We start from the raw sequence: 25,316 nt of genomic DNA, 5'->3' as shown, positions 1-25,316 counted from the left end.
ATGCCCCAAATAGTGTCTAACTTTTTGGGGCATGTTCATTTTGAGGCTTTAGTTATTTTTTTGCCATTCCCGATAACTATAGGGAGTGGCAGAAAATATAAATTAGATCTTAGGGAATTTCATGTCATTAAAAGTACTTTTTTGTTTGGCTAAAGCTTCGATGTCTTGCCATTTTCTTGGAGAATCTGCAGAAAGGTTTTCATACGAATCTTTAAGCATCAAAATATCATCTTCAATACGAACACCAATATTCCACCATTTTTTATCGCATTTGCTGTTTGCAGGAATATAAATTCCAGGCTCAACAGTTAGAATCATATTTTCTTTTAGATTTCCCATATAGTTTCCTTTATCATGAACATCTAAACCAAGAAAGTGTGAGCAGCCGTGCGGATAATATATTCGGGCGTCTTTTGGATCTGTAATAATTCCTAATTTAATTAATCCAGCCGCAATAACTTCTTTTGCTTTTTTGTTCAAATCCTGAATTGGAGTTCCTTCTTTACAAAGTTTAAAAACTTCTTCTTGAGCATCATAAACAATTTGATAAATCGCTTTTTGTTCTTCAGTAAATTTCCCGTTAGCAGGAATTGTTCTTGTAACGTCTGCAGAATAACCATGATATTCAGAGCCAACATCCATTAATAATAATTGATTGTCGATTTTTGTGGCATTGTTTTCCCAATAGTGTAGGATGCATCCATTTGCTCCAGCGCCCACAATTGGGCCATAGCCTTCTCCTTCAGCTCCATAATGTTTATGAATGTAGGCATGAATTCCGTCAGCTTCGTTTTCGCTCATATCTGGACCTACAGCTTTCATAACTTCGTTGTGCGCAACACAAGAAAGTTTTACGGTTTTGCGCATCAGAACAAGTTCTTCAGGAGTTTTTATTTCACGAAGAGAACTGGTAATTTTATGGAATAAATCTGTTGAAGTTTCATTTACTTGCGTAATTCCAGCTTTTGATTTAAATGATTTTAATAATGCATATAAATTATCAGGATTATTGTTTTCTGCTACATCTGTTGGAATTTTATCATAAATAATTTTATCAAATTTTGCGAAATCAATTGCAAATCCATTAAAATCTTTTCCATTATAAACGGTTGTAAAACCTAGTTTCGATTTTGCGCCTTCAATTCCTAAACGTCTACCTGTCCACATTTCATACGCTGCATTTCTCTCTCTAACAAAAAGCACTTCATTGTACTTTTCCGTTCCTTGTGCTTCTTTAAAAATTAATAATACAGCATCGGGTTCTTTGTGTCCCGATAAATAATACATATCGGGATTTGCGTGGTAGTTGTAATCGACGTCTCTAGAAAAGACTCTTTCTGGATAAGAAAAAATAACGGCAACCGAATTAGCAGGCATTAAAGCTCTAAAAGCTTCGCGACGCCCGTGATGAAATTCTTTTTCGAGATAATCTGTTGGAAGGTTTTCTTGCGAATGAGCAAATGGCATTGTCAATGCAAATACAAGCAAGCATAGAAATTGTTTCATTTTTTTGGTTTTTTATTGATGATTTTTGGCTTTTTGATCAACGCAAATTACAAAAAAAATAATGGCACTTGTTTTATTTTAAACATTTGGACTATAGAACTTTAAAAAAATATAGTAACTTAGTTACAGAAATAACAGCTTATGGTAAAACATAAACTTCGATAAATCTTGTAACTGGGCATGGATATTGAGAAAAGAATTTTTATAGAATGGTTTGAATCTTCAAAAAACAAATTATAAATCTTTAAAGAACATTTTTATGAAAAAATACACATTTGCAGTCCTTTCAGTTTTAACCTTATTATTTGCTTCATGTACAGCATCAAAATCTGCTTCAAGTGGAGATGATTTATTTGGTACAACTTGGGAGTTGGAATATATTTCGGGGCCAAGAATTGCTTTCGAAGGATTATATCCGAATAAAAAACCACAAATTACTTTTGATAAAAAAGAAACAAAGGTTTATGGAAATAATGGCTGTAATGGTTACAGCGCGCCATATACTTTAAATGGTAAATCTCTAACTTTTGGAGAGCCTGGGCCAACAACAATGATGTTTTGTGAAGGCGGAGGAGAACAAACGTTTTTAAAACAAATGGAAAAAATTACAAGTTATTCTATTGATAAAGATGGCAAACTAAATTTAATTCAAGGTGATATACCAATGATGCGATTTAAAAAAGTAGCTAAACAATAGTCTAAAAATAAATACGGAAGAAAGTGAAATGAAACCAATCATTTCACTTTTTTTTGTTTTTATGGCAAAACAGTTTAGTTTAACTGCTTCATATTTTTACTGATTATGGCTTTGTCGGCAGAAGTTTTGGCTAGATTCATTGCGGTTTCAAAATGGTTTAAAGCCTTTTTTGTGTCAATTTCAGAATAGAGATTTCCAAGTAATGAATAATAAAAGTGATTATCGGTTAAATTTAGTTTTTCGGCTTCTTTGATTGCTTCTTTTTTACCTTTTACTTTAGACAAAGCGTAAGTTCTGTTTAAAGCCACAATTGGCGAATATTCTAAAATAATCAGGTTGTTGTAGAGTTCTAGGATATTTTCCCATTTTTCGATGGTTTCTTTTTTTATAGTGTGCCAATAAGCAATTCCAGCTTCCAAGTGGTATTTCGAAAGTGTATTTCCTGTTGAGGATTGGCTTAGAAAATAAGTTCCTCTGTCAATTAATTCCTGATTCCAAAGCGATTGGTCTTGATCTTCATATAAGATAATTTCACCATTTAGACCAGTTCGTGCATCAAACCTTGAAGAATGAAAACACATTAAAGCCATTAAAGCATTAGTCTGAGGCAAATTGGTGCTTTCGTTTTGAATTAATAAATAAGTTAGACGCATGGCTTCGGTGCAAAGGTCTTTTCGTAAAGTGGTATTTTGCGAAATAGAGTAGTAGCCTTCAGAATAAAGGAGATAAATCGTTTTTAGAACGGTTTGAATTCTGTCTTTTATTTCAGAATTGCTCGGATGCTGAATTTTTATGTTTTCTTCTTTGAGTTTTTCTTTTGCGCGATTAATCCTTTTATAAATAACTTCTCTGTTAGATAAAAAGGCATCAGAAATTTCATTTACTCCAAAACCGCACAATAAATTTAAAGCAAGGGCAATTTGAGCTTCTTCAGAATTACATGGATTGCAAACCGTAAATATCATCGCGAGCTGACTGTCGGCAATATTCTGATCAGATAAATCAATATCTATTTCCGGATTGTTTAATGGAGTGTTGTGTTTTATTTCGGTAACAATTTTGGTTTCAAAAACGTTGTTTCTTTTCAGGTGGTTTTTGGTTTTATTTTTTGCAACGGTATAAAGCCAAGCTGAAGGGTTTTCTGGAATTCCTTTAATAGCCCAAGTTTCTGAAGCGGTCAAAAAAGTATCACTTACAATATCTTCTGCAATTTCGATATGCTGAATTCCAAATAAGCTGCAGAGAACTGAAACTATTTTTTGATATTCGGTTCTGAATAAATTGGGTAAAAGTTCTTTGTGCTCCATATTTTTAAGAAAAAATGCCTAACTAAAGATACAAAGGCATTTTATATAAGTTAGTTTAAAATTTTAAACCGCCATTCTAATTTCGACATTTCCGCCAAAATTTAAAACTGGACATCCCTGCGCTATTTCGGCTGCTTCATCATAATCTTTGGCTTTTATGATTATTAATCCGCCAATAGATTCTTTGATTTCAACAAAAGGTCCGTCGGTAATTCCTTTATTCGAATTTACAAGTTTTCCTTGACCATCCCAGCGTTGCAATGGTCTTGCCAGTTTATCTTGAGCAGCAAGACTTCCAAACCAGTTTTGCCATTGCTGTAAATGCTGTTGCAATTCTTCTGGTGAAGGCTGTGCTTCTTTTGTTTTAAAATCTCTTCTGAAAATCAATAAAAACTCGTTCATTTTTTTATGTTTTTACAATTGAATAATCTGCTTTAAGTTGTATAAAGTTAATTGTTTTTTAGAAAATAAAAATCAATTATTGTTTATCCGAACTGTCCAACTCTGTAAGTTCCTGGTGTATTAGCAAAAGTAATATTTAGACGATTCCAAGCATTAATTGCAGCAACGGCAAGGGTAAGATCTATTAATTCTTGTTCTGTGAATTCAGCTTTTGCAATTTCGTAAATTTCGTCTGGAACATCGCAAGCGTTCACTGCTTCTGCCAAAGCAAGGGCAACTCTTTCCCTTTTTGTGTAATAAGGAGCTTCTCTCCAAACACTTAATCCAAATAAACGTTGTGTTGTTTCTCCAGCGGCTAAAGCTTCTTTTGAATGCATATCTAAACAATAACCGCAATTGTTGATTTGAGAGATTCTGAAATTTATTAACTCCATAAGAGAAGTTTCAATTGTTCCTTTTTTTAAGTAACCGCTAATTCCAAATAATGTGCTAACTGCTTTTTGACCTTGTTCGAATAAATTAAGTCTAGTTTCCATGATGTATAATTTTTAATTGTTTATACTCTAATAACAATCGAACTTTTAGGATTGGACAAAAAAATTGAAAAAAAGTAAAATATTTTTTCAATTAAAAGAGAACCCCAGTGTTTATTAGGGTTTTCAAAATAAAAAAAAACCGTCCACCTAAATGGACGGTTTTAGAATAATATCTATAATAATCGTTATTTCTTTTTGAGTTTGTCTTTAAAAACCTTTTCAAACTTTTCTATTTTAGGCTGAATTACCATTTTGCAATACGGCTGATTTTTGTTGTTTGCATAATAGTTTTGATGATAATCTTCGGCTTTGTAAAAAACTTTGAAAGGTTCCACTTTTGTTACTATCGGACTGTCGTAAACTTTTGCTTTATTCAATTCAGCAATAATGCTTTGTGCCGCTTTTTTCTGTTCTTCATTTTTATAGAAAATAACAGAGCGATATTGCGTTCCGACATCAGCTCCCTGACGGTTTAAAGTTGTGGGATCGTGAACGGTAAAAAACACTTTAAAGATTTCGTTAATATCAGTTACTGTTTTGTCGTAAGTAATCTGAACCACTTCGGCATGGCCAGTTTCTCCCGTGCAAACTTCTTCGTAAGTTGGGTTTACGGTTTTTCCGCCAGAAAATCCAGAAACAACAGATTTTACGCCGTCAAGATTTTCGTAAACGGCTTCAACGCACCAATAACAGCCTCCGCCCAGTGTAATAGTTTCCAGGTTCGCTTTTTTATTTTGAGAAATGCCATTTAGCGAAAGCGCAAAAAGACATATTAAAAGTATATTTTTCATTTGTAAATTATTTGTTGTCGGGAATAAAGTCAAGAGCAATTGAGTTCATGCAGTAGCGTTTTCCAGTAGGAGGAGGACCATCATCAAATATGTGGCCTAAATGTCCGCCACAGCGTCCGCAAAGCGCTTCAATTCTTTCCATTCCGAGAGAATTATCTTCTTTAAAAACAATGCTTTTTTTGTTTTCTTGTTCAAAAAAACTTGGCCATCCGCAGCTGCTTGAGAATTTTGCTGTAGATCTAAAAAGCAAGTTGCCGCAAGAAGCGCAATAATACGTTCCTTTTTCATCGGTATTCCAATATTTTCCCGTAAAAGGTCTTTCGGTGTCAGCTTCGCGCATTACGGCATAAACATCTTCAGGCAAAACCTTTTTCCATTCGGCATTGCTCACGTTTAGTTTCTTCGTGTCAGTATTAGAATAATAAGGGTTTCCGGGCTTGCTGATTTTGTTTTCCGTAACAGCTGTGTTTGCAGATTGTTTTTTTGTGTTTTGTCCGCAAGCCTGTAAAACAAAAAGCGGAAGTAAAAAACAAAGGCTGAAAATTAGATTTTTAGATTTCATAGTTCTTGGGTGAATTAATCTGTACATCAAAGATACGTTGGGAATTAGCTTTAAAATACAGGGAGTGTTATTATTGAGATTTTTTTAAGTGTGTTTTAACTTTTTATTAGTTACGTAAAATACGACAATGTAGTTTTTATGTCTTAATTTTAACAGCTTTTAAATTTTAGCGTATAATTATTGTATTGGAAATCAGTAAAATAGAGATCGAGTAAAAGGGTTGGCTTTTGCCAAACAGAATTAGGATTTTTAAGCCATTTCTTTTTTCGTATTTTTGTTTGCTTAAGAAGCCTTATGACAGAAGAAAACGTAATATTAGTTAATCAGAACGATGAACAGATTGGCTTAATGCCAAAATTAGAAGCACATGAAAAAGCGCTTTTGCACCGTGCCTTTTCGGTTTTTATTTTAAATAGCAAAAACGAAATTATGCTGCAGCAGCGTGCGCATCATAAATATCATTCTCCTTTGCTTTGGACTAACACTTGCTGCAGTCATCAGAGAGAAGGCGAGAGTAATATTGAAGCAGGAAGCCGAAGATTGTTTGAAGAAATGGGTTTTAAAGCTGAATTGAAAGAATTGTTTCATTTTATATATAAAGCGCCTTTTGACAATGGTTTGACAGAACATGAATTGGATCATGTTATGATTGGCTATTATAATGAGGAGCCCAACATAAATCCAGACGAAGTAGAAGACTGGAAATGGATGAGTATTGAAGATGTGAAAGCAGATATTGAAAAACAGCCCGAAATTTATACCGTATGGTTTAAGATAATTTTTGATGAATTTGATCATTATCTTGAAGACCATAAATTATAGCCAAACTAACCAGAAGCATAAATGAGAGTAACCATATCAAGAAAAGCACATTTTAATGCTGCACATCGACTACATCGAAAAGATTGGTCATTTGAAAAAAACGATGCTGTTTTTGGAAAATGTAACAATCCTAATTTTCATGGTCATAATTATGGTTTAACAGTAAGTGTTACAGGAAAAATTGACCCCGAAACTGGTTTTGTTCTCGATGTGAAAGTATTAGCGGATATTATACGAGAAGAGGTAGAAATTCCGTTTGATCACAAAAATCTCAATCTGGACGTTCCAGAATTTGCAGATTTGAATCCGACCGCAGAGAATATTGCTGTTGTGATATGGAATAAAATTAGACAACGAATTCATGCCGACTTTGATCTTGAAGTTGTGCTGAACGAAACGGAACGAAATTTTGTAACTTATAAAGGAGAATAAAAAATGTCATTAAAAATAGGAGATATAGTTCCGAATTTTACTGCAAAAGACAACAATGGTGAACTTTTTGAAAGCCAAAGCGTTTTAGGAAGAAAGCCATTGGTGATTTATTTTTATCCAAAAGATAATACGCCTGGCTGTACAACCGAAGCTTGCAGTTTTCGGGATCAATACGAAGATTTTAAAGATTTGGGAGCTGAGGTAATTGGTATTAGCAGCGATAGTGTAAAGTCACATCATAAATTTGCCGCTAAACATAAATTACCTTTTATTTTGCTTTCAGATCAAGATAAAAGATTAAGAAAACTTTTTGGTGTCCGAAATAATCTGTTCGGACTTCTGCCAGGACGCGTTACGTATATAATTGATAAAAATGGTTTGGTGATTTCGATATTTGATAGCGCAAATGCTGCTAAACATATACCGAAAGCCTTAGAAGCCGTACAGGAATTAGTATCATAGAATATCAAAATAGTATCAGAATAGAAAATTAATTAAACAAATATATTAGCCTAAAAAAACATGAGCCAAAATTTATACCCTTTGCAATTTGAACCGATTTTGAAAGAAAGAATCTGGGGAGGAGAAAAACTAAAAACAATTCTAAACAAACCAATCGTTTCTAAAATTACGGGCGAAAGCTGGGAATTATCTACTGTACAAGGAGATGTAAGTGTGGTTGCAAATGGAGTTTTAAAAGGAAAATCTTTAATGGATTTAATTGATGAAACACCAGATGCTATTTTGGGAACTAAAGTTTATGAAAGATTTGGAAAACAATTTCCGCTTCTTTTTAAATATTTAGATGCAAGAGAAGATCTTTCTATTCAAGTGCATCCAAATGATAAATTGGCAAAAGAGCGTCACAATTCATTCGGAAAAACAGAAATGTGGTACGTAATGCAAGCCGATGCCGATGCTAGAATTATTGTTGGTTTTAAAGAAGATTCTAGTAAAGAAGAATATTTAAAGCATTTGCACGATAATACTTTGGTTTCCATTCTAGACGATGTGAAAGCAAAATCGGGAGATGTATTCTTCTTAGAAACAGGAACTGTTCATGCAATTGGAGCTGGATTGGTAGTTGCAGAAATTCAGCAGACATCTGATATTACGTATAGATTATACGATTTTGACCGTGTTGATGCACAAGGAAACAAAAGAGAATTGCACGTAGATCTTGCCTTAGATGCAATTAACTATAATAAAGTAGACACACAGAAAAAATACGAGACTAAAGTAAATACTTCAAATACGGTTGTAGACTGTCCTTATTTTACAACTAATTTTCTTCCGTTAGAAAATAAATTGGAAGTTGCTAAAAATGGAGAAACATTTACGGTATATATGTGTATCGATGGTGATTTTGAAATTGAATATGACGGATTCAAACAGGCCTACAAAAAAGGAGATACTGTTTTGGTTCCAGCTGCAATAAATGCATTTAGCTTGAGCGGAAAAGCTTCAATTTTAGAAATTTACATTTCTTAGCATTAAATTTAAAGATAATATGTACTTTTGCAGACGCAAATTAAAATAAAAAGAAAAATGGCAAACGTTAAGAATTTAAAGAAAGACATCAACTTTGTATTAGGAGATATTATTGAGGCGGTTTACTTGTTTGAGATGTCAACAACAGGAAGTCCAACTCCAGAAACGAATGCTTTGGTTGATGAAGCTATTGCTGTATTTGATACTTTGATTACAAAAGTGAACGCTAAAAACGTTGAAAATAAAAAAGCACATTTCAAACAAATTAATGTTGAATTAGAACAAGCTGCTAATCAATTGATTGAAAAAATCAACGCACTATAAGCAAAAAAAAGCGTAAAAAAGTGCAAAAATATTTTGGGAAATTGAAAAACCGCTTTATATTTGCACCCGTAATGACGCCGATGTAGCTCAGCTGGCTAGAGCAGCTGATTTGTAATCAGCAGGTCGTGGGTTCGAGTCCCTCTATCGGCTCAAAAAACGGAAACCATCACAGAAATGTGGTGGTTTTTTTAATTATAGAGAGAGGTGTGAATTTTTTTTGGAATATTAAAAAACATTTATATCTTTGCACTCGCAAAATAGGCCGATGTAGCTCAGCTGGCTAGAGCAGCTGATTTGTAATCAGCAGGTCGTGGGTTCGAGTCCCTCTATCGGCTCAAAAACCGTCACAGAAATGTGGTGGTTTTTTTTGTTCCAAAATGAAAAAAAATCCAATTTTTAAATTTCAAATATCACCTTTCAATTTTTAAACTTATAAAGTTTTTTCAATGGGTGGTAAATGGCAATAGTTAAATATTTGGGATCTTTTGTTGTTTTTAAGAGGTTTTTTTTAATAGCGTGGGTGTTTGCATTATTTAATTTGAAATTTCAATTTAGAGCATAAAAAAAGCCCTGAATTTCTCAGAGCTTTGAATGTTTTGTAAACGAAAAATTATTTTTGTGCTTCAGTTGTTGTCGTTTCAGCTTTAGCAGCTGCAGGAGCTTTTTGTTCTTCTTTTTTGATGTCAGCAACATATTTTGTCAATTTCTTTCCGTAAAGCGATTGCGCTACTTTTGGAGTCATCGATTTTTGAATGGTGTCCAGAAACTTCAAATTGATATCGTAAATCTCTGCCAAAGCAATATAAGGTGCTACTTCGTGATCTTTATTGTTGATAGCAAAGTTTGTTGCGTACAAATATTTTCTTTTGATATTTGATTGCTGTTTTGCGTCAAGACTGTCAAGAGCTTTTTGGTCTTTTCTTTTTAAAGCTTTGAACTTTGCTTCAACCATAGATAAGTTCTCGTCTCTAAAGCGAGAATTTATTTTTTGATATTCTTCGTATAATTCTTGGTTTTTAGATCCAGTAATTTTTGCGCCAGCGATGAAATTATCTAAGTTGGTGTCAATATTGATATTTCCTGGTTCAGCAAAGAATAAAATGTTATTGTCTAATGAGTTTGTTACACCACGATCTAAATATAGGTATAACATTTCTGGAGATTCTAATTTAATGTCTCTTTCAAAAGCCGAGTTTCCGTCAATTTTGATGCTGTCAATGGCAACGAGAGAAGTGTCAACAATTCTTTGGATATATAAAGTTCCGGTTTTTAAACCTTTAATGTTTCCTGTAATGTGTAGGTTATCGGCAGCAGTTTCTTTTTTGCTGCAAGATGCTAATACTGCAAGAGTAACAAAAGCAATTAATGTTTTTTTCATTGGTTTTTGAGATTTTGGTGCAAAATAAAGAAAATAGTTTAAATGTAAAGAGACAGCCGTTTTATTTTTATAAAAAAAATAAATCCCAATCTATTTCTAAATTGGGATTTTAAAGTCGTATAGGAAAAGGTCTTACATCGAAAGATTGAATGAAGAACCGTTTTCGTGTGTATAAGTGTAAAGTGCATCGCAGTCGTTATTTCCGTAATCTACTACGCCGTTTAAAATGCCTCCTTGTACTTTTAGTTGTCCTTTAGAGATAAATAGGCAAGAATATTTTTTAATCAATGGTTCTTTTACAGTCAAAGTAAGCGTTTCTCCATTTGAAGCCGTTACTGTATGAGTTCCTTCTGAAATTTCATATACATTATCAGATAAGACAAGTGGTGTATCTACGCCAGCTGTTTGTTTAGTAGTATAGATTCCTGAATTGGTATAAACACCTCCTTGTAAATCTGTCAATTTACCATTGGTCACTTTTCTAGTCCATTGCGGTGTAGCTTGAACAGTTGTAGTATTGGTGTATTCAATAGTTCCTTCAAGTTTGATGCCTTTTATAGAGTAATCAATTCTTTCAATTGTCATTTTGCTTCCAGTTTCAGTGATTGGTCCAAAAAGCGTAACTTTTAATTTTCCTTTGCGTGTAAGATTGTTTGCGTCTGTGCATCCTACTGTTCCGAAATCTGCTAAAAAGACTTTAGGATAGCCTCCTTCGTTTGTTGTAACCGTAATTGTTGCGCAAATTCCAGGAGCTGTTTCGGCAGTTTTTCCGGTTGTTGATGTGCTTGTACTGATTAAAAGACCTGTGCTGAGGTCCATTTCGTTTGAAGTGTCAACTGCAACTGAAGCTCCGATGTTTACCAAGCTTGTTGAAGTAGTTTCTTCGTGATTATCACTTGAACAAGAAACATATAAAAGTGCTGTTGTACAAATAGCTGTTAATAAAATAGCAGTTTTTTTCATAATGGTTTTGTTTTTGGATTAGATTAATAAGGCATTCAAATGTAACAAAAAAATAAATTACAATTAAAAAATCCTGTAATGGGTATTTACAGGATTTTATAACGATTTTTTGAAGTAAAAATTATGACTGCTTAAATTAAAAATGATTCTATACAGATTTGTAATAATTGCTTTTAGCCTTTCTGATTTTTTTGTATTCTTCCCAATTAAAGCGGTTTAGGAAGGTGGCTGCATTTTGAGCGCCTCTTATAAAAAGGTCGATTTTTGCATCATCAGTCAGATTAAAGTTTAACCAATTATGGCTTCCTGTGTCAATGTATCCAATCAAGTGTTTGAAGTCTGGATTCTTTTGCAGAAATTCATAATCGTAACCATATCGAGCTGTGTCAAACATCGAACTTATTAAATTGGAGAATTTTTCGTTTTTATTGATTTCGTTTTTGTCATAACCTAATTTTATTCCGAAGGTAGGGGAGGCGGGGACATTCATATTTTCGTGAAAAATATCGATTGGGAAATTCGAAATAATGCCTCCATCCATAAACATAACTTCTGATGGCACCGATGTTCTTAGGCAAGTTGCATCGTTCCACTTGTTCCAAGCATCAATTCCGCCTGGAATATTTTTAATTTTAAAAGGAGTGAAAAATAACGGAATCGACATAGAAGCGCGAACAAAATCGGCTGGGTTTTGGACATCGGGATTGGAGTAAAATAAATCAATCATTTTAGGGAAAATGATTTTACTTTCGGTAGTGATATCAGCGGAGATAATTGCCATTTGGCTCCAATGATCTACTCGAGTATATTCTACTTTATCTCCGTGATTTGGCAGATTTATTCGATATAATTTATTCTTGTCTGAAACGCCTTTTTCTCTTAAAGCTCTCAAGTCGGCATAATTTTTTATTCCTTTTTGTGAAAGCAGATTGGTCATCCATTGATGAAAATTGTTCCCGGGATTTAATCCTAAATCATCTTTAAAATTATCCACAACCTGACATCCTTTCATTATTAATTTTAGATTTCCGGCATCGCTTAATAAAGCGTCGATAAATTCTCGGGCATCATGATCTCCATCAACAAAATCGTATAAGTTTTTATTGCAAAGACATTCCAAAATCCATTCTGATTTTTCGATATCGCATGTTCCGGCTGCGGCCATCAGCATGGTATTGATGCTTCCTGCAGAAGTTCCTGCAAGACTTAAAAACCGAATTCCCATTTGTTCCAAAACATATACATAGCCGACTAATGCAATTCCAAGAACACCTCCGCCTTCTTGCACAAGATCAACATATTGGCAATTATTATTATCTATAATATCAGAGAATTTTTTGCCTTCAATCTGTTCTTTTAAATCTTTTATAATTGCTAGAACTTCCCCGTTTTCTGTAAACTTCTTCTTGTCCATGATTTCTAGAATTTTAGATTTTTTGTTTAATATTTTGATAATCAAATATATGTGATGTTCGTTTTTGAGAAAAGGGGAAAATGACCCTTTTTTAAAGAGCTATTTTAGAACAAAAAAAATCCTGCAAAACTTAATTTGCAGGATTTCAGAAATATTATTTTCGAATGATTATTTAATCATTTCAAAACTTCTCTTAACAAACGCAGTAAGCGCTTCACCTTTTAATAGGTTTTGAGATAATTTAGCCAAATCTAAAGCTTGTTTAACTAAATGCTCTTGGTGTGTTTTATCTTCAGTATTTAAAATGCTTGAAGCCAAGTCAGAATTTGTGTTTACAACCAAATTGTACATTTCTGGCATATTGCCCATTCCGAACATTCCTCCGCCACCAGTTTGGCTCATTTCTTTCATTCTTCGCATAAATTCTGGCTGCGTGATGATGAATGGAGCTGCTTGAGAATCCATAGCTTCCAATTGAACGCTATACGCTTTTGGAATGTATGCTTCTAAAGAAGTTTTTAAAGCTGCTTTTTCGTCATCAGATAATTTTGAGATTGTGTTTTCCTCTTTTTTAATCAAGTTGTCAATATGATCAGAGTCAACACGAACAAAAGTTAATCCGCTGTTATCGTTTTCAATTTTTTGGATTAAATGCGAAATAATCGGAGAATCTAAAAGCAATACTTCGTAGCCTTTATCTTTTGCTGCTTCAATATAAGAGTGCTGTGCATCTTTGTTTCCTGCATAAAGAACAACCAATTTACCATCTTTATCAGTTTGGTTTTCTTTTAGTTTTTCTTTTAATTCGTCTAAAGTGAAATATTTGTCATCTACAGTTGGATATAAAACAAATGCACCTGCTTTTTCGTAGAATTTCTCTTCAGAAAGCATTCCATATTCTAAAACGATTTTAATATCGTTCCATTTTGCTTCAAAATCTGCACGGTTTTCGTTAAATAAAGCTTTCAATTTGTCAGCTACTTTACGAGTAATGTAGTTAGAAATTTTCTTAACAGCACCGTCAGCCTGTAAACCAGAACGAGATACGTTTAACGGAATATCTGGAGAATCGATTACACCTTTTAACATCGTCAAGAATTCAGGAACAATTCCTTCTACGTTGTCAGTAACGTAAACTTGGTTTTGGTACAACTGAATTTTATCTTTCTGGATCTGCATGTCGTTTCCTAATTTAGGGAAATACAAAATACCAGTTAAGTTAAACGGATAATCTACATTTAAATGAATGTGGAATAACGGCTCCTCAAACTGCATTGGATACAATTCTCTGTAGAAGTTTTTGTAATCTTCATCAGATAATTCAGATGGCTGTTTTGTCCAAGCTGGATTAGGGTTGTTAATGATGTTGTCAGTTTCAACAGTTTCATTAACGTAATCTTCTGGAGCATCTTCTGGTTTTGGAAGCGTTTCAGTTCTTGTTCCGAATTTAATCGGAATAGGCATGAATTTGTTATATTTGTTTAATAAACCGCTGATTTTAGAATCGTCTAAGAATTCCAAAGAATCTTCAGCAATGTGAAGAATGATTTCAGTTCCGCGTGAAGTTTTGTCAGCAGGCCCTAAAGTAAACTCAGGACTTCCGTCACATGTCCAGTGTGCAGCTGGCTCATCTTTGTACGATTTTGTAATGATTTCAACTTTTTCAGCTACCATAAACGCTGAATAGAAACCAAGACCAAAATGTCCGATAATTCCAGAATCTTTAGCAGAATCTTTGTATTTGTCCAAAAATTCCTCAGCACCAGAAAACGCTACTTGATTAATGTATTTTTCAACTTCATCAGCAGTCATACCTAAACCTTGATCGATAATGTGGATTTTTTTACCTTCTTTGTCCACTTTTACTTCGATAATCGGGTTTCCGTATTCAACTTTAGCTTCGCCAATGCTGATAAGGTGTTTTAATTTTAAAGTAGCATCAGTACCATTAGAAACAAGCTCACGCAAGAAAATTTCATGGTCGCTGTACAAGAACTTTTTAATTAAAGGAAAAATGTTTTCTACTGAAACATTAATTTTACCTGTTGCCATATTTTTTATTTTTTGATTTAATTTGATGATTTTCATTTATTCAAATAGAATACCAATTGTATTTTGGGTGACAAAATGTCGGAAATGTTAATTTTGAAAGAAAATAAATAGATTCTAAAACGAAAATTATCTCAATGAATCGTATATTTGTGGTACAATAATTGTTAAAAAGGCAAGTTATTAATCTAAAAAAATTGTACAAAATGAAGAAGAGTATTTTTATATGTATGATTGCCGCTTTGTTTTTTGCGTGTAAATCATCTTCGTCGACAGCAGCTTCGTCCTCTGAGGCTACTACACTTTCAACAAAACTAGACAGACCGACTCAAGTAGCGTTAAAAGGAAATTGGGTGCTTACCAATGTGTCTTACCCTGGTTCAGATTATATCAAAGTAACTTCTTTTGATTTGGCTGATTCTAAGTGTTTTATCGGAAGTTCTTGGAGTTTTATTTCTAACAACAATAAAGGTACAATGGCTTTAAATTCTCCTAGTTGTACAGCTTTTAATTCGCCAATTGTTTGGAGTATCAACAATCAAGGGCTTTTTGTTCTTAAAATTGTAAATCCAGGAACAAAATCTAAAAACGTTAAAGAAGGATATCTGCTAAAAGTAGCTGGTGTGACTGATAACTCTTTTCAGTTAATCGATAACATTAATGTTGGAGGTCAAGTAAAAGATGTGACTTACCAATTTCAAAGAGCTAATTAATATTTTAAAGTATAAAAAAATGAGAAAGATAACGGTTTTAGGATTAAGTAGTTTACTAGTATTAGCTAGCTTTTTTACAAGCTGCGATTCAGTAAAAAATGCAAATAATACACAAAAAGGAGCTGGAATTGGTGCTGTAGCAGGTGGTGTTATTGGTGGTATTTTAGGAAATAATTTAGGTAAAGGCGGAAACGCTGCTTTAGGAGCTGCAATTGGAGCTGCTGTAGGAGGTGGGACTGGAGCTTTGATTGGAAACAAAATGGATAAACAAGCTCGTGAAATTGATCAAGCTTTACCAGGTGCTAATGTTGAAAGAGTTGGTGAAGGAATCCACTTGACATTAAATGAAAATGCGGTTCGTTTTGATACTAACAAATCAACTTTGACAGCTCAGGCAAAAGCTAACTTAGACAAATTAGTTCCAGTATTTACTGATTACGGAGATACTAATATTGAAATTTTTGGATATACTGATAATACAGGAAAACCAGAATATAACTTAACGCTTTCAGGTCAAAGAGCAGCTTCTGTTCAGGCTTATTTAGTTTCTAAAGGATTAAAAGCAAGCCGTTTCAAAACTTCAGGTTTAGGAATCGCTGATCCGATTGCAACAAACGATACTCCAGAAGGAAGAGCTCAAAACCGTCGTGTTGAATTTGCCATTACAGCAAATGACAAAATGGTTAACGATGCTAAAGCAGAAGCTGGAAAATAGTTTCTAATAAAATAAATTATCAGAAAAGCTGTTTCAAATAATTGAAGCAGCTTTTTTTTGACTTTAGAAATTAAACATTGTAAATTTGACGTCTCATATTACAACTCATGCTCGACATACAAAATATATCTTTTTCGTACACCGAAAGTCCCGTTATAAAAAACATTTCTTTTTCTATTGAAAAAGGCCAGAACATTGCCATTATTGGTGAGAGTGGCTGCGGAAAAAGTACGCTGCTCAAGCTTATATATGGACTTTATGATCTAGACGAGGGAAAGATTTTTTATGGGGATAAACCAGTTTTGGGACCAAAGTTTAATTTGATTCCAGGAATGCCTTACATGAAATATCTGGCTCAGGATTTTGATTTGTCTCCATACGAGACTGTTGCAGAAAACGTCGGTAAGTTTCTATCAAATGGTTTTGCAAACATGAAAAAACTTCGTGTTCAAGAATTATTGGAAATGGTAGAAATGGAGCAGTTTTCCAATGTGAAAACAAAATTCTTGAGTGGAGGACAGCAGCAAAGAGTGGCTTTGGTAAGAGTTTTGGCTTTAGAACCAGAAGTCATTTTATTAGATGAGCCATTCAGTCAGATTGATGCTTTTAGAAAAAATGCTTTACGCCGTAACTTGTTCCGTTATTTAAAGCAAAAAGGAATTACCTGTATTATTGCAACGCATGACAGTACCGATGCTTTGTCTTTTGCAGATCAGGCCATAGTGATGCGAAACGGAGAAGTGCTAGTTAAGGATGATCCCGCAAAAATATATGAAGACCCGAAAATTAAATATGTCGCTTCTTTGTTTGGTGAAGTGAATGAAATTCCGACTCATTTATTATTGTCATATGAAGACGAAACTCATAAAACATTAGTTTATCCACACCAATTTAAAATGGTTTCAGAATCAAAATTGATGGTGAAAATTAGGAGAACTTATTTTAGAGGAAGCCATTATTTGATTGAAACGGTTTATAAGAGGCAATTGATTTTCTTTGAAAGCGAAATAGATTTACCGCTCGAACAAGAAGTGTTTTTAGCTTTAAATTATTTATAACTAGGGAATGTCTTAATTAGAAAATTAGATAATTTCTAATTGTTAAAATAATAAACCCGACAGGTTTCCGAAACCTGTCGGGTTTACTTTTGGAATTAAATTAGGAATTTAGTTTTTCAGATACTTTTCTAAAAACTGATCTTGCTCCCAAAGCAAATGAAGAATATTTTCTTTAGCAACATAGCCATGAGATTCTTTTGGAAGAATAACCATTCTTGCAGGCGCTCCTAAACCTTTTAATGCTTGAAAATAACGTTCCGTCTGCAAAGTAAAAGTTCCAGGGTTATTATCAGCTTCTCCGTGCACCAATAAAATTGGAGTCTTCATTTTTTCTGCATTCATAAATGGAGACATTGCATTGTAAACTTCTGGGGCCTCCCAGTAGTTTCTTTGCTCAGATTGGAATCCGAATGGGGTTAGAGTTCTATTGTAGGCCCCACTTCTCGCAATTCCGCAGGCAAAAAGATTGGAATGCGTCAATAAATTTGCTGTCATAAATGCTCCGTAAGAGTGTCCGCCAACAGCTACTTTTTTACGATTAATATAACCCAAAGCGTCAACCGCGTCAATAGCCGCCGCTGCATTATCTACTAATTGCGAAATAAAGTTGTCGTTTGGTTCTGTAGTTCCTTCTCCAATAATTGGAAAAGCAGCATCGTCTAAAACAACATATCCTTTTGTAACCCAGTATACAAACGATCCATAATAAGGGAATGTGAATTCGTTAGAATTTTGAGTCGACTGCGAAGCGCTATTTCTGTCTTTGTATTCTGCAGGATAAGCCCAAATCAGTAGCGGCAATTTTTCTTTTTTAGCTTTATCGTAACCAGCAGGAAGATATAAGGTTCCTGAAAGTTCCAAACCGTCTTTACGTTTGTACTTAATTACTTCTTTGCTAACATTTTTAATGCTTTCAAACGGATTTTTGAAATCAGTAACTTGTGTTAAGCTGTTTTGTTTTTTAATATTTCTGAAATAATAATTAGGATATTCTGTCTTTGACTGAATCTGAACTAATATTTTTCCAGATTTAAAATCTTCAATTTCTAAAATATCTTCTTTTTTGTCTTTGTATGGAGAAGTATAAATACGTTTTGATTTTAAAGTTTCCAGATTGAATTCGTCAACAAAAGGGAATTGTCCGTCTTTAGTATAACCTTCACCAATTCTGTACAGATTATTTTTTTCGATAGCTAAAACATATTTATTGTAGGCATTTTTTCTTGTTTCGAAAACTCCTGGATCTGAATAAACATCTTGAGAATTTCTATCGGTAATCAATTTTGGCTGCTGACTTGGATTTGATGGATTTATCAAAAATGTTTTGGTGTTTCTCGTGTCGTACCATTCTTCAGAAAGAACGGCTAGATTATCATTACCCCAAATAATGTCGCTAAAACGCTGCGGTGTTTTTGCTAATGAATAAGCTTCTTTGTCGAAAGGTGCATCCCAAAGAAAAACTTCATCTCTAAAATCAACTTTATTTGCTGGATCACCTTCATCTAGAGCCACAACATAAGATAAAGTTGCAGGTTTGTCGTTTCTCCAAGCCATTTCTCTTTTTCCTTTTCGGACAGCCATAAAACCTTTAGGCATAATTTCATTTAAAGGAACCTCATTTACCGTTTTAATTTCTCTTCCGCTTAAATCATAAACAATGGTTTTGGATGGAAATCTATTTAATGGAACTACATAAGAAAATGGTTTTTGAATGGTTGTCAGCATGATGTAATTGCCATCTGGCGAGATTCTTTCTCCGGCAAACATAGCCGCTTCTTTATATAAAACAGCGTCGCCATTTAGTTTTATTTTATATAATTCAGAAGTGATGCAGTTTTCAAAATTAGCCTCGTCGTTTTTGTTTTTCAACATATCAGGATAAGTTCTGTTTTGAGATTTTTCTCCTGAAGTGTTAGAAATAATCGGACCTGTTGGAAGATCTTTTTTAGAATCCAAAAGTGGCTGTCTATTTTTAGGAAGCATTTTTACTAATATAGTTTCACTATCCAAAAACCAGCTAAACGGATTTCCAAGATTTGCGTTTACTCTAGCTTCTGTAAGTTTTGTTGCTTGTGCTGTTGCCACATCCAAAACCCAAAGCTCAACACCAGAATTTGTAGTGTGCGAGAATAGAATTTTTTTGTCGTTTGGCGACCAAAGAATGTTTGTTATTTTCGGATTTTCAGGAAGGCCTTTAACCTGAATTTCTTCCTTACCACTTATTTTTCTTAGTTTTAGATTGTTTAGATAAGTTACAGTACTTGAAATGTTAGTAACGGGATTAATTCTTAAACCTGCCAAACGAACTTCGTCCTGATTGAGATCATCGAGTGTTTTATAGGTGTTGCGATACATTAGGAGCATGTTTTCTTTTTTTGTATCCATAGATACAGAAGGCGCTCTTTGGTAATCTGCCAAATCTAAAATAGATTTAGAAGGTTTTTGATAAGTCAGATTCTCTTGAGCAAAAGAGAAAAAACTTATATTTAGAAATAAAAACAGTGTAACCTTTAATTTCATAGTCTGAATTTTATGGGTTTGTAAATGGTATTCAAAATGTTTGTCTAAGATACTTTTGTCTTGTTACATTTTGTGCCCGATTTTTAATTTTTTTCAGTGTTTGTGTCTGAAAATTGTTTTTTCAAGAAGTAAATGATCCTAAGGGAGTAGATAATTAAAATATATTAAATTGCTAATAACGAAAAAAATAGTATTTTGTATGCGTATATTTTAAAGTATGCGTAAATTTGCAATCCAATTTTTTAATAAATAATAATAGAATATGTATCATTCAAAAATAGCTGGTTTAGGATATTATGTTCCTGCTAATGTGGTTACTAACGATGATTTGTCGAAGATAATGGATACCAATGACGAATGGATTCAGGAAAGAACCGGAATTCAGGAGCGAAGACACATTATTCGTGGAGAAGACACTACAACTTCAATGGGAGTGAAAGCAGCTAAAATCGCAATCGAGCGTTCTGGCGTTGCCAAAGAAGATATTGATTTTGTAGTTTTTGCTACATTAAGTCCAGATTATTATTTTCCAGGGCCAGGAGTTTTGGTTCAAAGAGATTTAGGGTTAAAAACAGTTGGAGCTTTAGATGTAAGAAATCAATGTTCTGGTTTTGTTTATGCACTTTCTGTTGCAGATCAATATATTAAAACTGGAATGTATAAAAATATTTTGGTGATTGGTTCTGAAGTTCATTCAACGGGATTAGATATGACAACTCGCGGACGCGGAGTTTCGGTAATTTTTGGAGATGGAGCAGGAGCAGCGGTTTTAAGCCGTGAAGAAGATTTAACAAAAGGGATTTTATCTACGCACTTGCATTCAGAAGGTGAGCATGCAGAAGAATTAGCTTTGCAAGCGCCAGGTATGGGGGCACGTTGGGTAACAGATATTATTGCAGATAATGATCCAAATGATGAAAGTTATTATCCTTATATGAATGGACAATTTGTGTTTAAAAATGCAGTAGTTCGTTTTGCAGAAGTAATCAATGAAGGTTTGGAAGCAAACGGTCTTCAGGTTTCAGATATTGATATGTTGATTCCGCATCAGGCGAATTTGAGAATTTCGCAATTCATTCAAAATAAATTCAAATTGACAGACGATCAAGTTCACAACAATATTCAGAAGTACGGAAATACTACGGCAGCATCTATTCCAATTGCTTTGACTGAAGCTTGGGAACAAGGAAAAATTAAATCTGGAGATACTGTAGTTCTAGCAGCTTTCGGAAGTGGATTTACTTGGGCAAGTGCTATTATTAAATGGTAAAATAATCATCTTACATTTATATTTTTTAAAACCTGCTTCTTATTGGGAGCAGGTTTTTTTATAGAGATTTGTCAGGCTGAGCGGAGTCGAAGCCCACGTCCCAATAGGAGTGCCCTTCGACTCCGCTCAGGGAGACAAAAATTGTACATATTGGTATGTGGTTTGTCAGGTTGAGCGGAGTATAACCCTCGTTTCAATAGGAGTGCCCTTCGACTCCGCTCAGGAAGACAAAGATTGAACATATTGTTATGTGGTATGTCAGGCTGAGCGGAGTCGAAGCCCTCGTTCCAAGTACCCACTTTTATCATTTTTTTTGAATTAATTTTCTTACTTTTATTTTTTTTGAAAATAGAAATTATGAAAATATATTATGTATACATTTTGAAATGTTCTGATGGAAGTTATTATACAGGAATGACAAATGATATAAATAGAAGACTAAATGAACACAATTATGGTTTAAACAAAGAAAGCTATACATTTAATAAAAGACCTTTAGAGTTGGTATTTTGCACAGAGTTCAATGATGTAACGCAAGCCATCGCATTTGAAAAGCAAGTAAAAGGCTGGAGCAGAAAAAAGAAAGAAGCTATAATAAAAGATAAATGGGAAGATTTGAAAAAACTTTCTCAATGTTTGAATAAAACAACTCATGAAAATTTTAATAAAAAGGATGTTTAGTAGTAAATTAGCAGTCGATTTTGCTCAGTAGAATATAAGCGACTTGTCAGGCTGAGCGGAGTCGAAGCCCACGTTCCAATAGGAGCGCCCTTCGACTCCGCTCAGGGTGACAAAGATTGGACATAATTGTTTTGAAGTTTGTAAGGCTGAGCGAAATGGAGCCCTTTAATAAAATCAAAATGAAAAAAAATCAACTAGAAATAGCTTGCTTTAATTACGAATCGGCATTAATTGCTCAAGCAAATGGTGCGGACAGAATTGAACTATGTGAAAACATGAAACTGGGAGGAACTACTCCAAATTCTATTTTGGTAGTGAAAGTGCGTGAAAGTTTAAATATAAAAATGCATGTTATTATAAGACCTCGAGGTGGTGATTTTGTTTATTCGGATGAAGAACTTACTGAAATGAAGCAGGATATTAAGCACTATAAAAAACTAGGCGTTGACGGTTTTGTTTTCGGAATCTTAAAGGAAAACGGAAAAGTAAATAAAAAGCAAAATAAAGAATTAGTGCATCTAGCGCATCCGCTGTCGTGTACTTTCCACCGCGCTTTTGATGTGGTTAAAAATCCTGAAAAGTCTCTTGAAACGGTAATTGATTGCGGTTTCAAAACAATTCTGACTTCTGGTCAAGGAGTAAATGTAGAGGAAGGAATTTTGGCACTAGCAAGACTTCAGGAATTGGCTGGAGATCGAATAGAAATTATGCCAGGTGGTGGTTTGCGATCTTCAAATATAAAATTGTTGCAAGATAAATTAGATCTGACTTTTTATCATTCTTCAGCAATCACCGATAATTCTGAAATTGCAAATCCAGAAGAAATAAAAGAATTAAGAAACTTTTTATAAATATCTACTAAAAACAAAAAAAGTCTGGAGTGGCATCTCCAGACTTTTTTTACAAGAAATATTTAAAAATTATTTAAAAAAATCTTTTTAGGTAAGATTAGAACATTCCGCCTCCACCTTTGTTAGTATTGTCGTCTCTTTGTTTACGCTGTAAATTTTTGATTTTTCCGCCTCCAAAATTGTAAGTTAAACCAAAATAGACTGTTTGGCTTTCCCATTTGAACTGCCCAGCTTGAGGGTAAGGATTTTCAGTATCAAAAGCATATTTCATAGTATTAAAGACATCATTGAAACGAACACTTAAATTCATTTTGTTGTCTAATAATGTATATCGTGTACCAATATCCATTTTGTACATTTCGTGACTATTGTTCTGAAGTCCATCTGTTGCACCTCTATAGAATCCGAAAGCTAAGAAACTTAAACGTTTGTTTACTTTAAAGTTAGAGTTCATACGTCCATTAAATGCGGCAACAGTAACCGTTTTGTTCTTAGGTCCAATTTGATTTTCTTCTGGAATAAAACCATATATAACTCCTGATTGATCAATGCTTGAGAAATCAATCGATGGCTGAATATCCCACCATTTTGTGATTTTATAATTAAATGACATTTCAAATCCATAAGCAGTATTATGATCAAAATTTGTATAACTCATAATTTGCTTTTGCTCACTTGCATCGTTAGGATCAGGATATAAAATTCTACTAATTTGGTCATTAATGCTTCTCACGAAAACCCCTGCCGTAAAACTTCCTTTTTCAAGAGTTTTAGTATAATTTACTTCAATTGAGTTGGTGAACTGAGGTCTTAGGTCAGGATTTCCTATCGAAGTAACTAACGGAGTAGCAAATTCACGAATAGGTTTTGTCTGCTCTAAACTAGGGCGGTCAACACGACGGCTGTAGCTTAACTGTAAAGTATTTTTCTCAGTGATATTGTATGTTAAATAAGCTGATGGATACAAAGTAATGTAATCATCATCAAATTTATCTTTACCATAATTTAAGTTGGCTTGAACTTTATAGCTTTCAAAACGTGCACCTACTTGATAGCTTAGTTTTTTGAATTTTTGTCCAAATGTTACATAAGCAGAATAAATATCTGTGTCATAAGTATAGTGAGACGTTTGATCCGCAACAGGTAGCAAAGGATTTCCGGTAATATAATCGTTTTCTGTTCTCGTAATTCTTGCTTCAGCACCAGCTTCAAGCGTTGTTTTTTCGTTTAACGGATTAACATAATCTACGTTTATTGTGCTTAATTTTCTGGTTCCTTTCAAATAATCTTCATAGAAGACATTCCCTGCAGTATTGTCTATTTTTGTCGTTTCAGTATCAAAAGAAGCATTTTGAGTTTCTTTATTGTCACTATAGTTGGCTTCAAAATCTAAAGTATGACCTTCTTTTTTGAAGATGTGTTTGTATGCTAAATTGTATGTTCCAACCTGATCTGGCCCCCAATATCTTGATTTTTGAAAGATATTCGAAATATCAGAACCAGTTACATTATTGTAATCAATATCAGTGTCCACATAACCTTTTCCTGTAGATTTATTCTGGTTAGTATAGATAGATAAAGTATTGTGGTCATCGATTAAATAATCCATTCCGATTTTGTATAAGTAGGAATCATTATCATTTAGTACATCTATATTTTGAGTAATATCTTGATCAAATCTTTGGATAAAACCTTTGTTATGATATTTTCCGAAGTTTTGTCCCACATTCCCAAAGAAATTTACTTTTCCAGTTTTATAGTTTAAATCTAAAGACTGATTATATTTTGCAGTTTCACCAAAAGTAATACCGCCACTGTAGCTTCCGTTAAAACCAGTGTTTGCATTTTTATGCAAAATAATATTAATGATTCCAGACATTCCTTCTGGATTATATTTGGCGCTTGGGTTCGTGATTAATTCAATTTTCTTGATAGAAGTTGATGGAATTTGTTTCAATAATTGAGCAGGATCAATATTCGTTGGACGTCCGTCAATTAATACACGAACATTATCATTTCCGCGAAGCGAAAGTTTGCCATCCTGATCTACATTCACAGAAGGAATATTATTCATAATATCTGATGCGGAAGCTCCAGCTGTAGTTAAATCTTTACCAACGTTAACTACTTTTCTATCGATTTTTTGTTCAATAGTAGAACGTTCAGCAACAATGTTAACACCTTTAAGTTGAGTAGCTTCTTCTTCAAGAGCTACATTTACAGTTGCCGATTTTTTGTTTTCGCTCAAAAGTACAGAACCGATATATTTTCTAAATCCAATGTATTGGATTTCGATGGTGTAACTTTTTAAAGCAATATTTTTAAATGAAAAGTCCCCGTTGTCATCTGTATTAACACCAGAAACTACTTTTCCATTTTCTTTTAGCGAAACTGTTGCATATGAAATGGGTGCGTTGTTTGACTTCTCTGTAATTTTTCCAGAAACACTTCCAGTATTCTGGGCCTGTGCAGTTGCGATTATTCCTAATAACGCAAACAGAAAGAATTTTAATTTCATGATTTTTTTACTGATTATTTTTTGATTTGATTGATGATGATTTCGTTTTGTTAGTTTTTCTTTTTTTTTGTTTTTTCCTGACTTCAAAAAATTAAAGTCTCTATTAAGACTCTTTTACGGTTGATATGTTACAAGAAATTATAGAAAAAAAAATATTTTTTTTTCTCATTGGCTGTTTTGTAAGAGATTAGGGTTTTGATTTTTTGATAATTTTAACAATTAAAAAATGCGCTTTTTTGTCAAATTGCAACTCTTTTCTCGAATTTAATATGTTTTTGATTTTCTCTAATTGATGAATAAGCAGTATCTTTGCTCA

At 33.6% G+C, this 25,316-nt stretch carries 24 protein-coding genes and 2 tRNA genes; 14 read left to right on the top strand and 12 right to left on the bottom strand.

The genetic code is table 11. From position 1 onward, the window contains the following. Positions 1–102: 102 nt before the first annotated feature. Entirely contained in the window at positions 103–1,506 is a 1,404-nt protein-coding gene (locus tag NU08_RS21095) for an aminopeptidase P N-terminal domain-containing protein (RefSeq protein ID WP_129749016.1), read from the bottom strand. A 259-nt stretch (positions 1,507–1,765) separates the two neighbouring features. Here NU08_RS21095 and NU08_RS21090 point away from each other — a divergent pair, with 259 nt between their 5' ends. Beyond that, positions 1,766–2,203: an META domain-containing protein gene (locus NU08_RS21090; RefSeq protein ID WP_129749015.1), complete on the top strand. Its 438-nt coding sequence runs from the start codon at positions 1,766–1,768 to the stop codon at positions 2,201–2,203. 74 nt (positions 2,204–2,277) lie between these two features. Here NU08_RS21090 and NU08_RS21085 read toward each other — a convergent pair whose 3' ends face one another. From NU08_RS21085 to msrB, 5 genes are all read right to left on the bottom strand, one after another. After that, the gene (locus NU08_RS21085; RefSeq protein WP_129749014.1) at positions 2,278–3,510 is read right to left on the bottom strand and encodes an RNA polymerase sigma factor; all 1,233 of its coding nucleotides are present in this window, start codon (positions 3,508–3,510) and stop codon (positions 2,278–2,280) included. A 63-nt stretch (positions 3,511–3,573) separates the two neighbouring features. Continuing rightward, complete coding sequence (locus NU08_RS21080; RefSeq protein ID WP_129749013.1) at positions 3,574–3,912, bottom strand: YciI family protein; 339 nt, start codon at positions 3,910–3,912, stop codon at positions 3,574–3,576. Positions 3,913–3,995: 83 nt separating this feature from the next. Continuing rightward, entirely contained in the window at positions 3,996–4,448 is a 453-nt protein-coding gene (locus NU08_RS21075; protein ID WP_129749012.1) for a carboxymuconolactone decarboxylase family protein, read from the bottom strand. 185 nt (positions 4,449–4,633) lie between these two features. Further along, positions 4,634–5,239, bottom strand: coding sequence for a peptide-methionine (S)-S-oxide reductase MsrA (gene msrA, locus NU08_RS21070; protein ID WP_202393946.1), 606 nt, complete (start codon positions 5,237–5,239; stop codon positions 4,634–4,636). A 7-nt stretch (positions 5,240–5,246) separates the two neighbouring features. Further along, a complete protein-coding gene (msrB, locus tag NU08_RS21065; RefSeq protein ID WP_129749011.1) occupies positions 5,247–5,801 on the bottom strand; it encodes a peptide-methionine (R)-S-oxide reductase MsrB in 555 nt (184 codons plus the stop codon). 294 nt (positions 5,802–6,095) lie between these two features. Between msrB and idi the strand changes: the two genes are divergently transcribed. The 7 genes from idi (at position 6,096) to NU08_RS21030 (ending at position 9,205) form a co-directional block, all read left to right on the top strand. Beyond that, positions 6,096–6,623: an isopentenyl-diphosphate Delta-isomerase gene (idi, locus tag NU08_RS21060; RefSeq protein WP_129749010.1), complete on the top strand. Its 528-nt coding sequence runs from the start codon at positions 6,096–6,098 to the stop codon at positions 6,621–6,623. 21 nt (positions 6,624–6,644) lie between these two features. Next, positions 6,645–7,055, top strand: a complete 411-nt coding sequence (locus tag NU08_RS21055) for a 6-carboxytetrahydropterin synthase (protein ID WP_066033610.1) — start codon at positions 6,645–6,647, stop codon at positions 7,053–7,055. A 3-nt stretch (positions 7,056–7,058) separates the two neighbouring features. Continuing rightward, positions 7,059–7,517 (top strand): peroxiredoxin, encoded by a 459-nt coding sequence (locus NU08_RS21050; protein WP_129749009.1) that lies wholly within the window; start codon positions 7,059–7,061, stop codon positions 7,515–7,517. 60 nt (positions 7,518–7,577) lie between these two features. Further along, a complete protein-coding gene (locus tag NU08_RS21045) occupies positions 7,578–8,546 on the top strand; it encodes a type I phosphomannose isomerase catalytic subunit (RefSeq protein ID WP_129749008.1) in 969 nt (322 codons plus the stop codon). Positions 8,547–8,603: 57 nt separating this feature from the next. Further along, positions 8,604–8,870, top strand: a complete 267-nt coding sequence (locus NU08_RS21040) for a hypothetical protein (RefSeq protein ID WP_119792966.1) — start codon at positions 8,604–8,606, stop codon at positions 8,868–8,870. A gap of 76 nt (positions 8,871–8,946) precedes the next feature. Further along, positions 8,947–9,020, top strand: a tRNA-Thr gene (locus NU08_RS21035). A 111-nt stretch (positions 9,021–9,131) separates the two neighbouring features. Beyond that, positions 9,132–9,205, top strand: a tRNA-Thr gene (locus NU08_RS21030). 275 nt (positions 9,206–9,480) lie between these two features. Here the strand turns inward: NU08_RS21030 and NU08_RS21025 are convergent. From NU08_RS21025 to htpG, 4 genes are all read right to left on the bottom strand, one after another. After that, a complete protein-coding gene (locus NU08_RS21025) occupies positions 9,481–10,248 on the bottom strand; it encodes a DUF4369 domain-containing protein (RefSeq protein WP_129749007.1) in 768 nt (255 codons plus the stop codon). Positions 10,249–10,380: 132 nt separating this feature from the next. After that, positions 10,381–11,211: a hypothetical protein gene (locus NU08_RS21020; protein WP_129749006.1), complete on the bottom strand. Its 831-nt coding sequence runs from the start codon at positions 11,209–11,211 to the stop codon at positions 10,381–10,383. A gap of 148 nt (positions 11,212–11,359) precedes the next feature. After that, positions 11,360–12,625, bottom strand: coding sequence for a patatin-like phospholipase family protein (locus tag NU08_RS21015; RefSeq protein ID WP_129749005.1), 1,266 nt, complete (start codon positions 12,623–12,625; stop codon positions 11,360–11,362). Positions 12,626–12,793: 168 nt separating this feature from the next. Then, positions 12,794–14,677 carry a molecular chaperone HtpG gene (gene htpG / locus NU08_RS21010; RefSeq protein ID WP_129749004.1) on the bottom strand — a complete coding sequence of 628 codons (1,884 nt, stop codon included), beginning with the start codon at positions 14,675–14,677 and terminating at the stop codon, positions 12,794–12,796. A gap of 203 nt (positions 14,678–14,880) precedes the next feature. Here htpG and NU08_RS21005 point away from each other — a divergent pair, with 203 nt between their 5' ends. The 3 genes from NU08_RS21005 (at position 14,881) to NU08_RS20995 (ending at position 17,160) form a co-directional block, all read left to right on the top strand. Then, positions 14,881–15,387 (top strand): lipocalin family protein, encoded by a 507-nt coding sequence (locus NU08_RS21005; protein WP_165352497.1) that lies wholly within the window; start codon positions 14,881–14,883, stop codon positions 15,385–15,387. Positions 15,388–15,406: 19 nt separating this feature from the next. Next, positions 15,407–16,102 carry an OmpA family protein gene (locus NU08_RS21000; RefSeq protein WP_008464490.1) on the top strand — a complete coding sequence of 232 codons (696 nt, stop codon included), beginning with the start codon at positions 15,407–15,409 and terminating at the stop codon, positions 16,100–16,102. 107 nt (positions 16,103–16,209) lie between these two features. Further along, positions 16,210–17,160: an ABC transporter ATP-binding protein gene (locus NU08_RS20995; RefSeq protein ID WP_008464491.1), complete on the top strand. Its 951-nt coding sequence runs from the start codon at positions 16,210–16,212 to the stop codon at positions 17,158–17,160. 108 nt (positions 17,161–17,268) lie between these two features. Here the strand turns inward: NU08_RS20995 and NU08_RS20990 are convergent, their stop codons facing one another. Continuing rightward, complete coding sequence (locus tag NU08_RS20990; RefSeq protein ID WP_129749003.1) at positions 17,269–19,680, bottom strand: alpha/beta hydrolase family protein; 2,412 nt, start codon at positions 19,678–19,680, stop codon at positions 17,269–17,271. Positions 19,681–19,942: 262 nt separating this feature from the next. Here NU08_RS20990 and NU08_RS20985 point away from each other — a divergent pair, with 262 nt between their 5' ends. The 3 genes from NU08_RS20985 to NU08_RS20975 all read left to right on the top strand — a co-directional run bounded on the left by NU08_RS20985 (position 19,943) and on the right by NU08_RS20975 (position 22,482). Further along, positions 19,943–20,950, top strand: a complete 1,008-nt coding sequence (locus NU08_RS20985) for a 3-oxoacyl-ACP synthase III family protein (RefSeq protein WP_129749002.1) — start codon at positions 19,943–19,945, stop codon at positions 20,948–20,950. Between the two features lie 357 nt (positions 20,951–21,307). Next, positions 21,308–21,631 (top strand): GIY-YIG nuclease family protein, encoded by a 324-nt coding sequence (locus NU08_RS20980; RefSeq protein WP_129749001.1) that lies wholly within the window; start codon positions 21,308–21,310, stop codon positions 21,629–21,631. Between the two features lie 179 nt (positions 21,632–21,810). Continuing rightward, positions 21,811–22,482 carry a copper homeostasis protein CutC gene (locus tag NU08_RS20975; protein WP_129749000.1) on the top strand — a complete coding sequence of 224 codons (672 nt, stop codon included), beginning with the start codon at positions 21,811–21,813 and terminating at the stop codon, positions 22,480–22,482. A gap of 97 nt (positions 22,483–22,579) precedes the next feature. On the opposite strand, the gene NU08_RS20970 is transcribed toward NU08_RS20975, so the two are convergent. Next, positions 22,580–25,000, bottom strand: a complete 2,421-nt coding sequence (locus NU08_RS20970; protein ID WP_129748999.1) for a TonB-dependent receptor domain-containing protein — start codon at positions 24,998–25,000, stop codon at positions 22,580–22,582. Positions 25,001–25,316 lie beyond the last annotated feature (316 nt).

It is taken from the genome of Flavobacterium anhuiense (assembly GCF_004151235.1).
In the GTDB taxonomy this organism is placed as follows: Bacteria; Bacteroidota; Bacteroidia; order Flavobacteriales; family Flavobacteriaceae; genus Flavobacterium; species Flavobacterium anhuiense_A.
The sequence above is the reverse complement of the archived record's forward strand: the minus strand, read 5'-3'. Positions and strand labels throughout refer to the sequence as shown.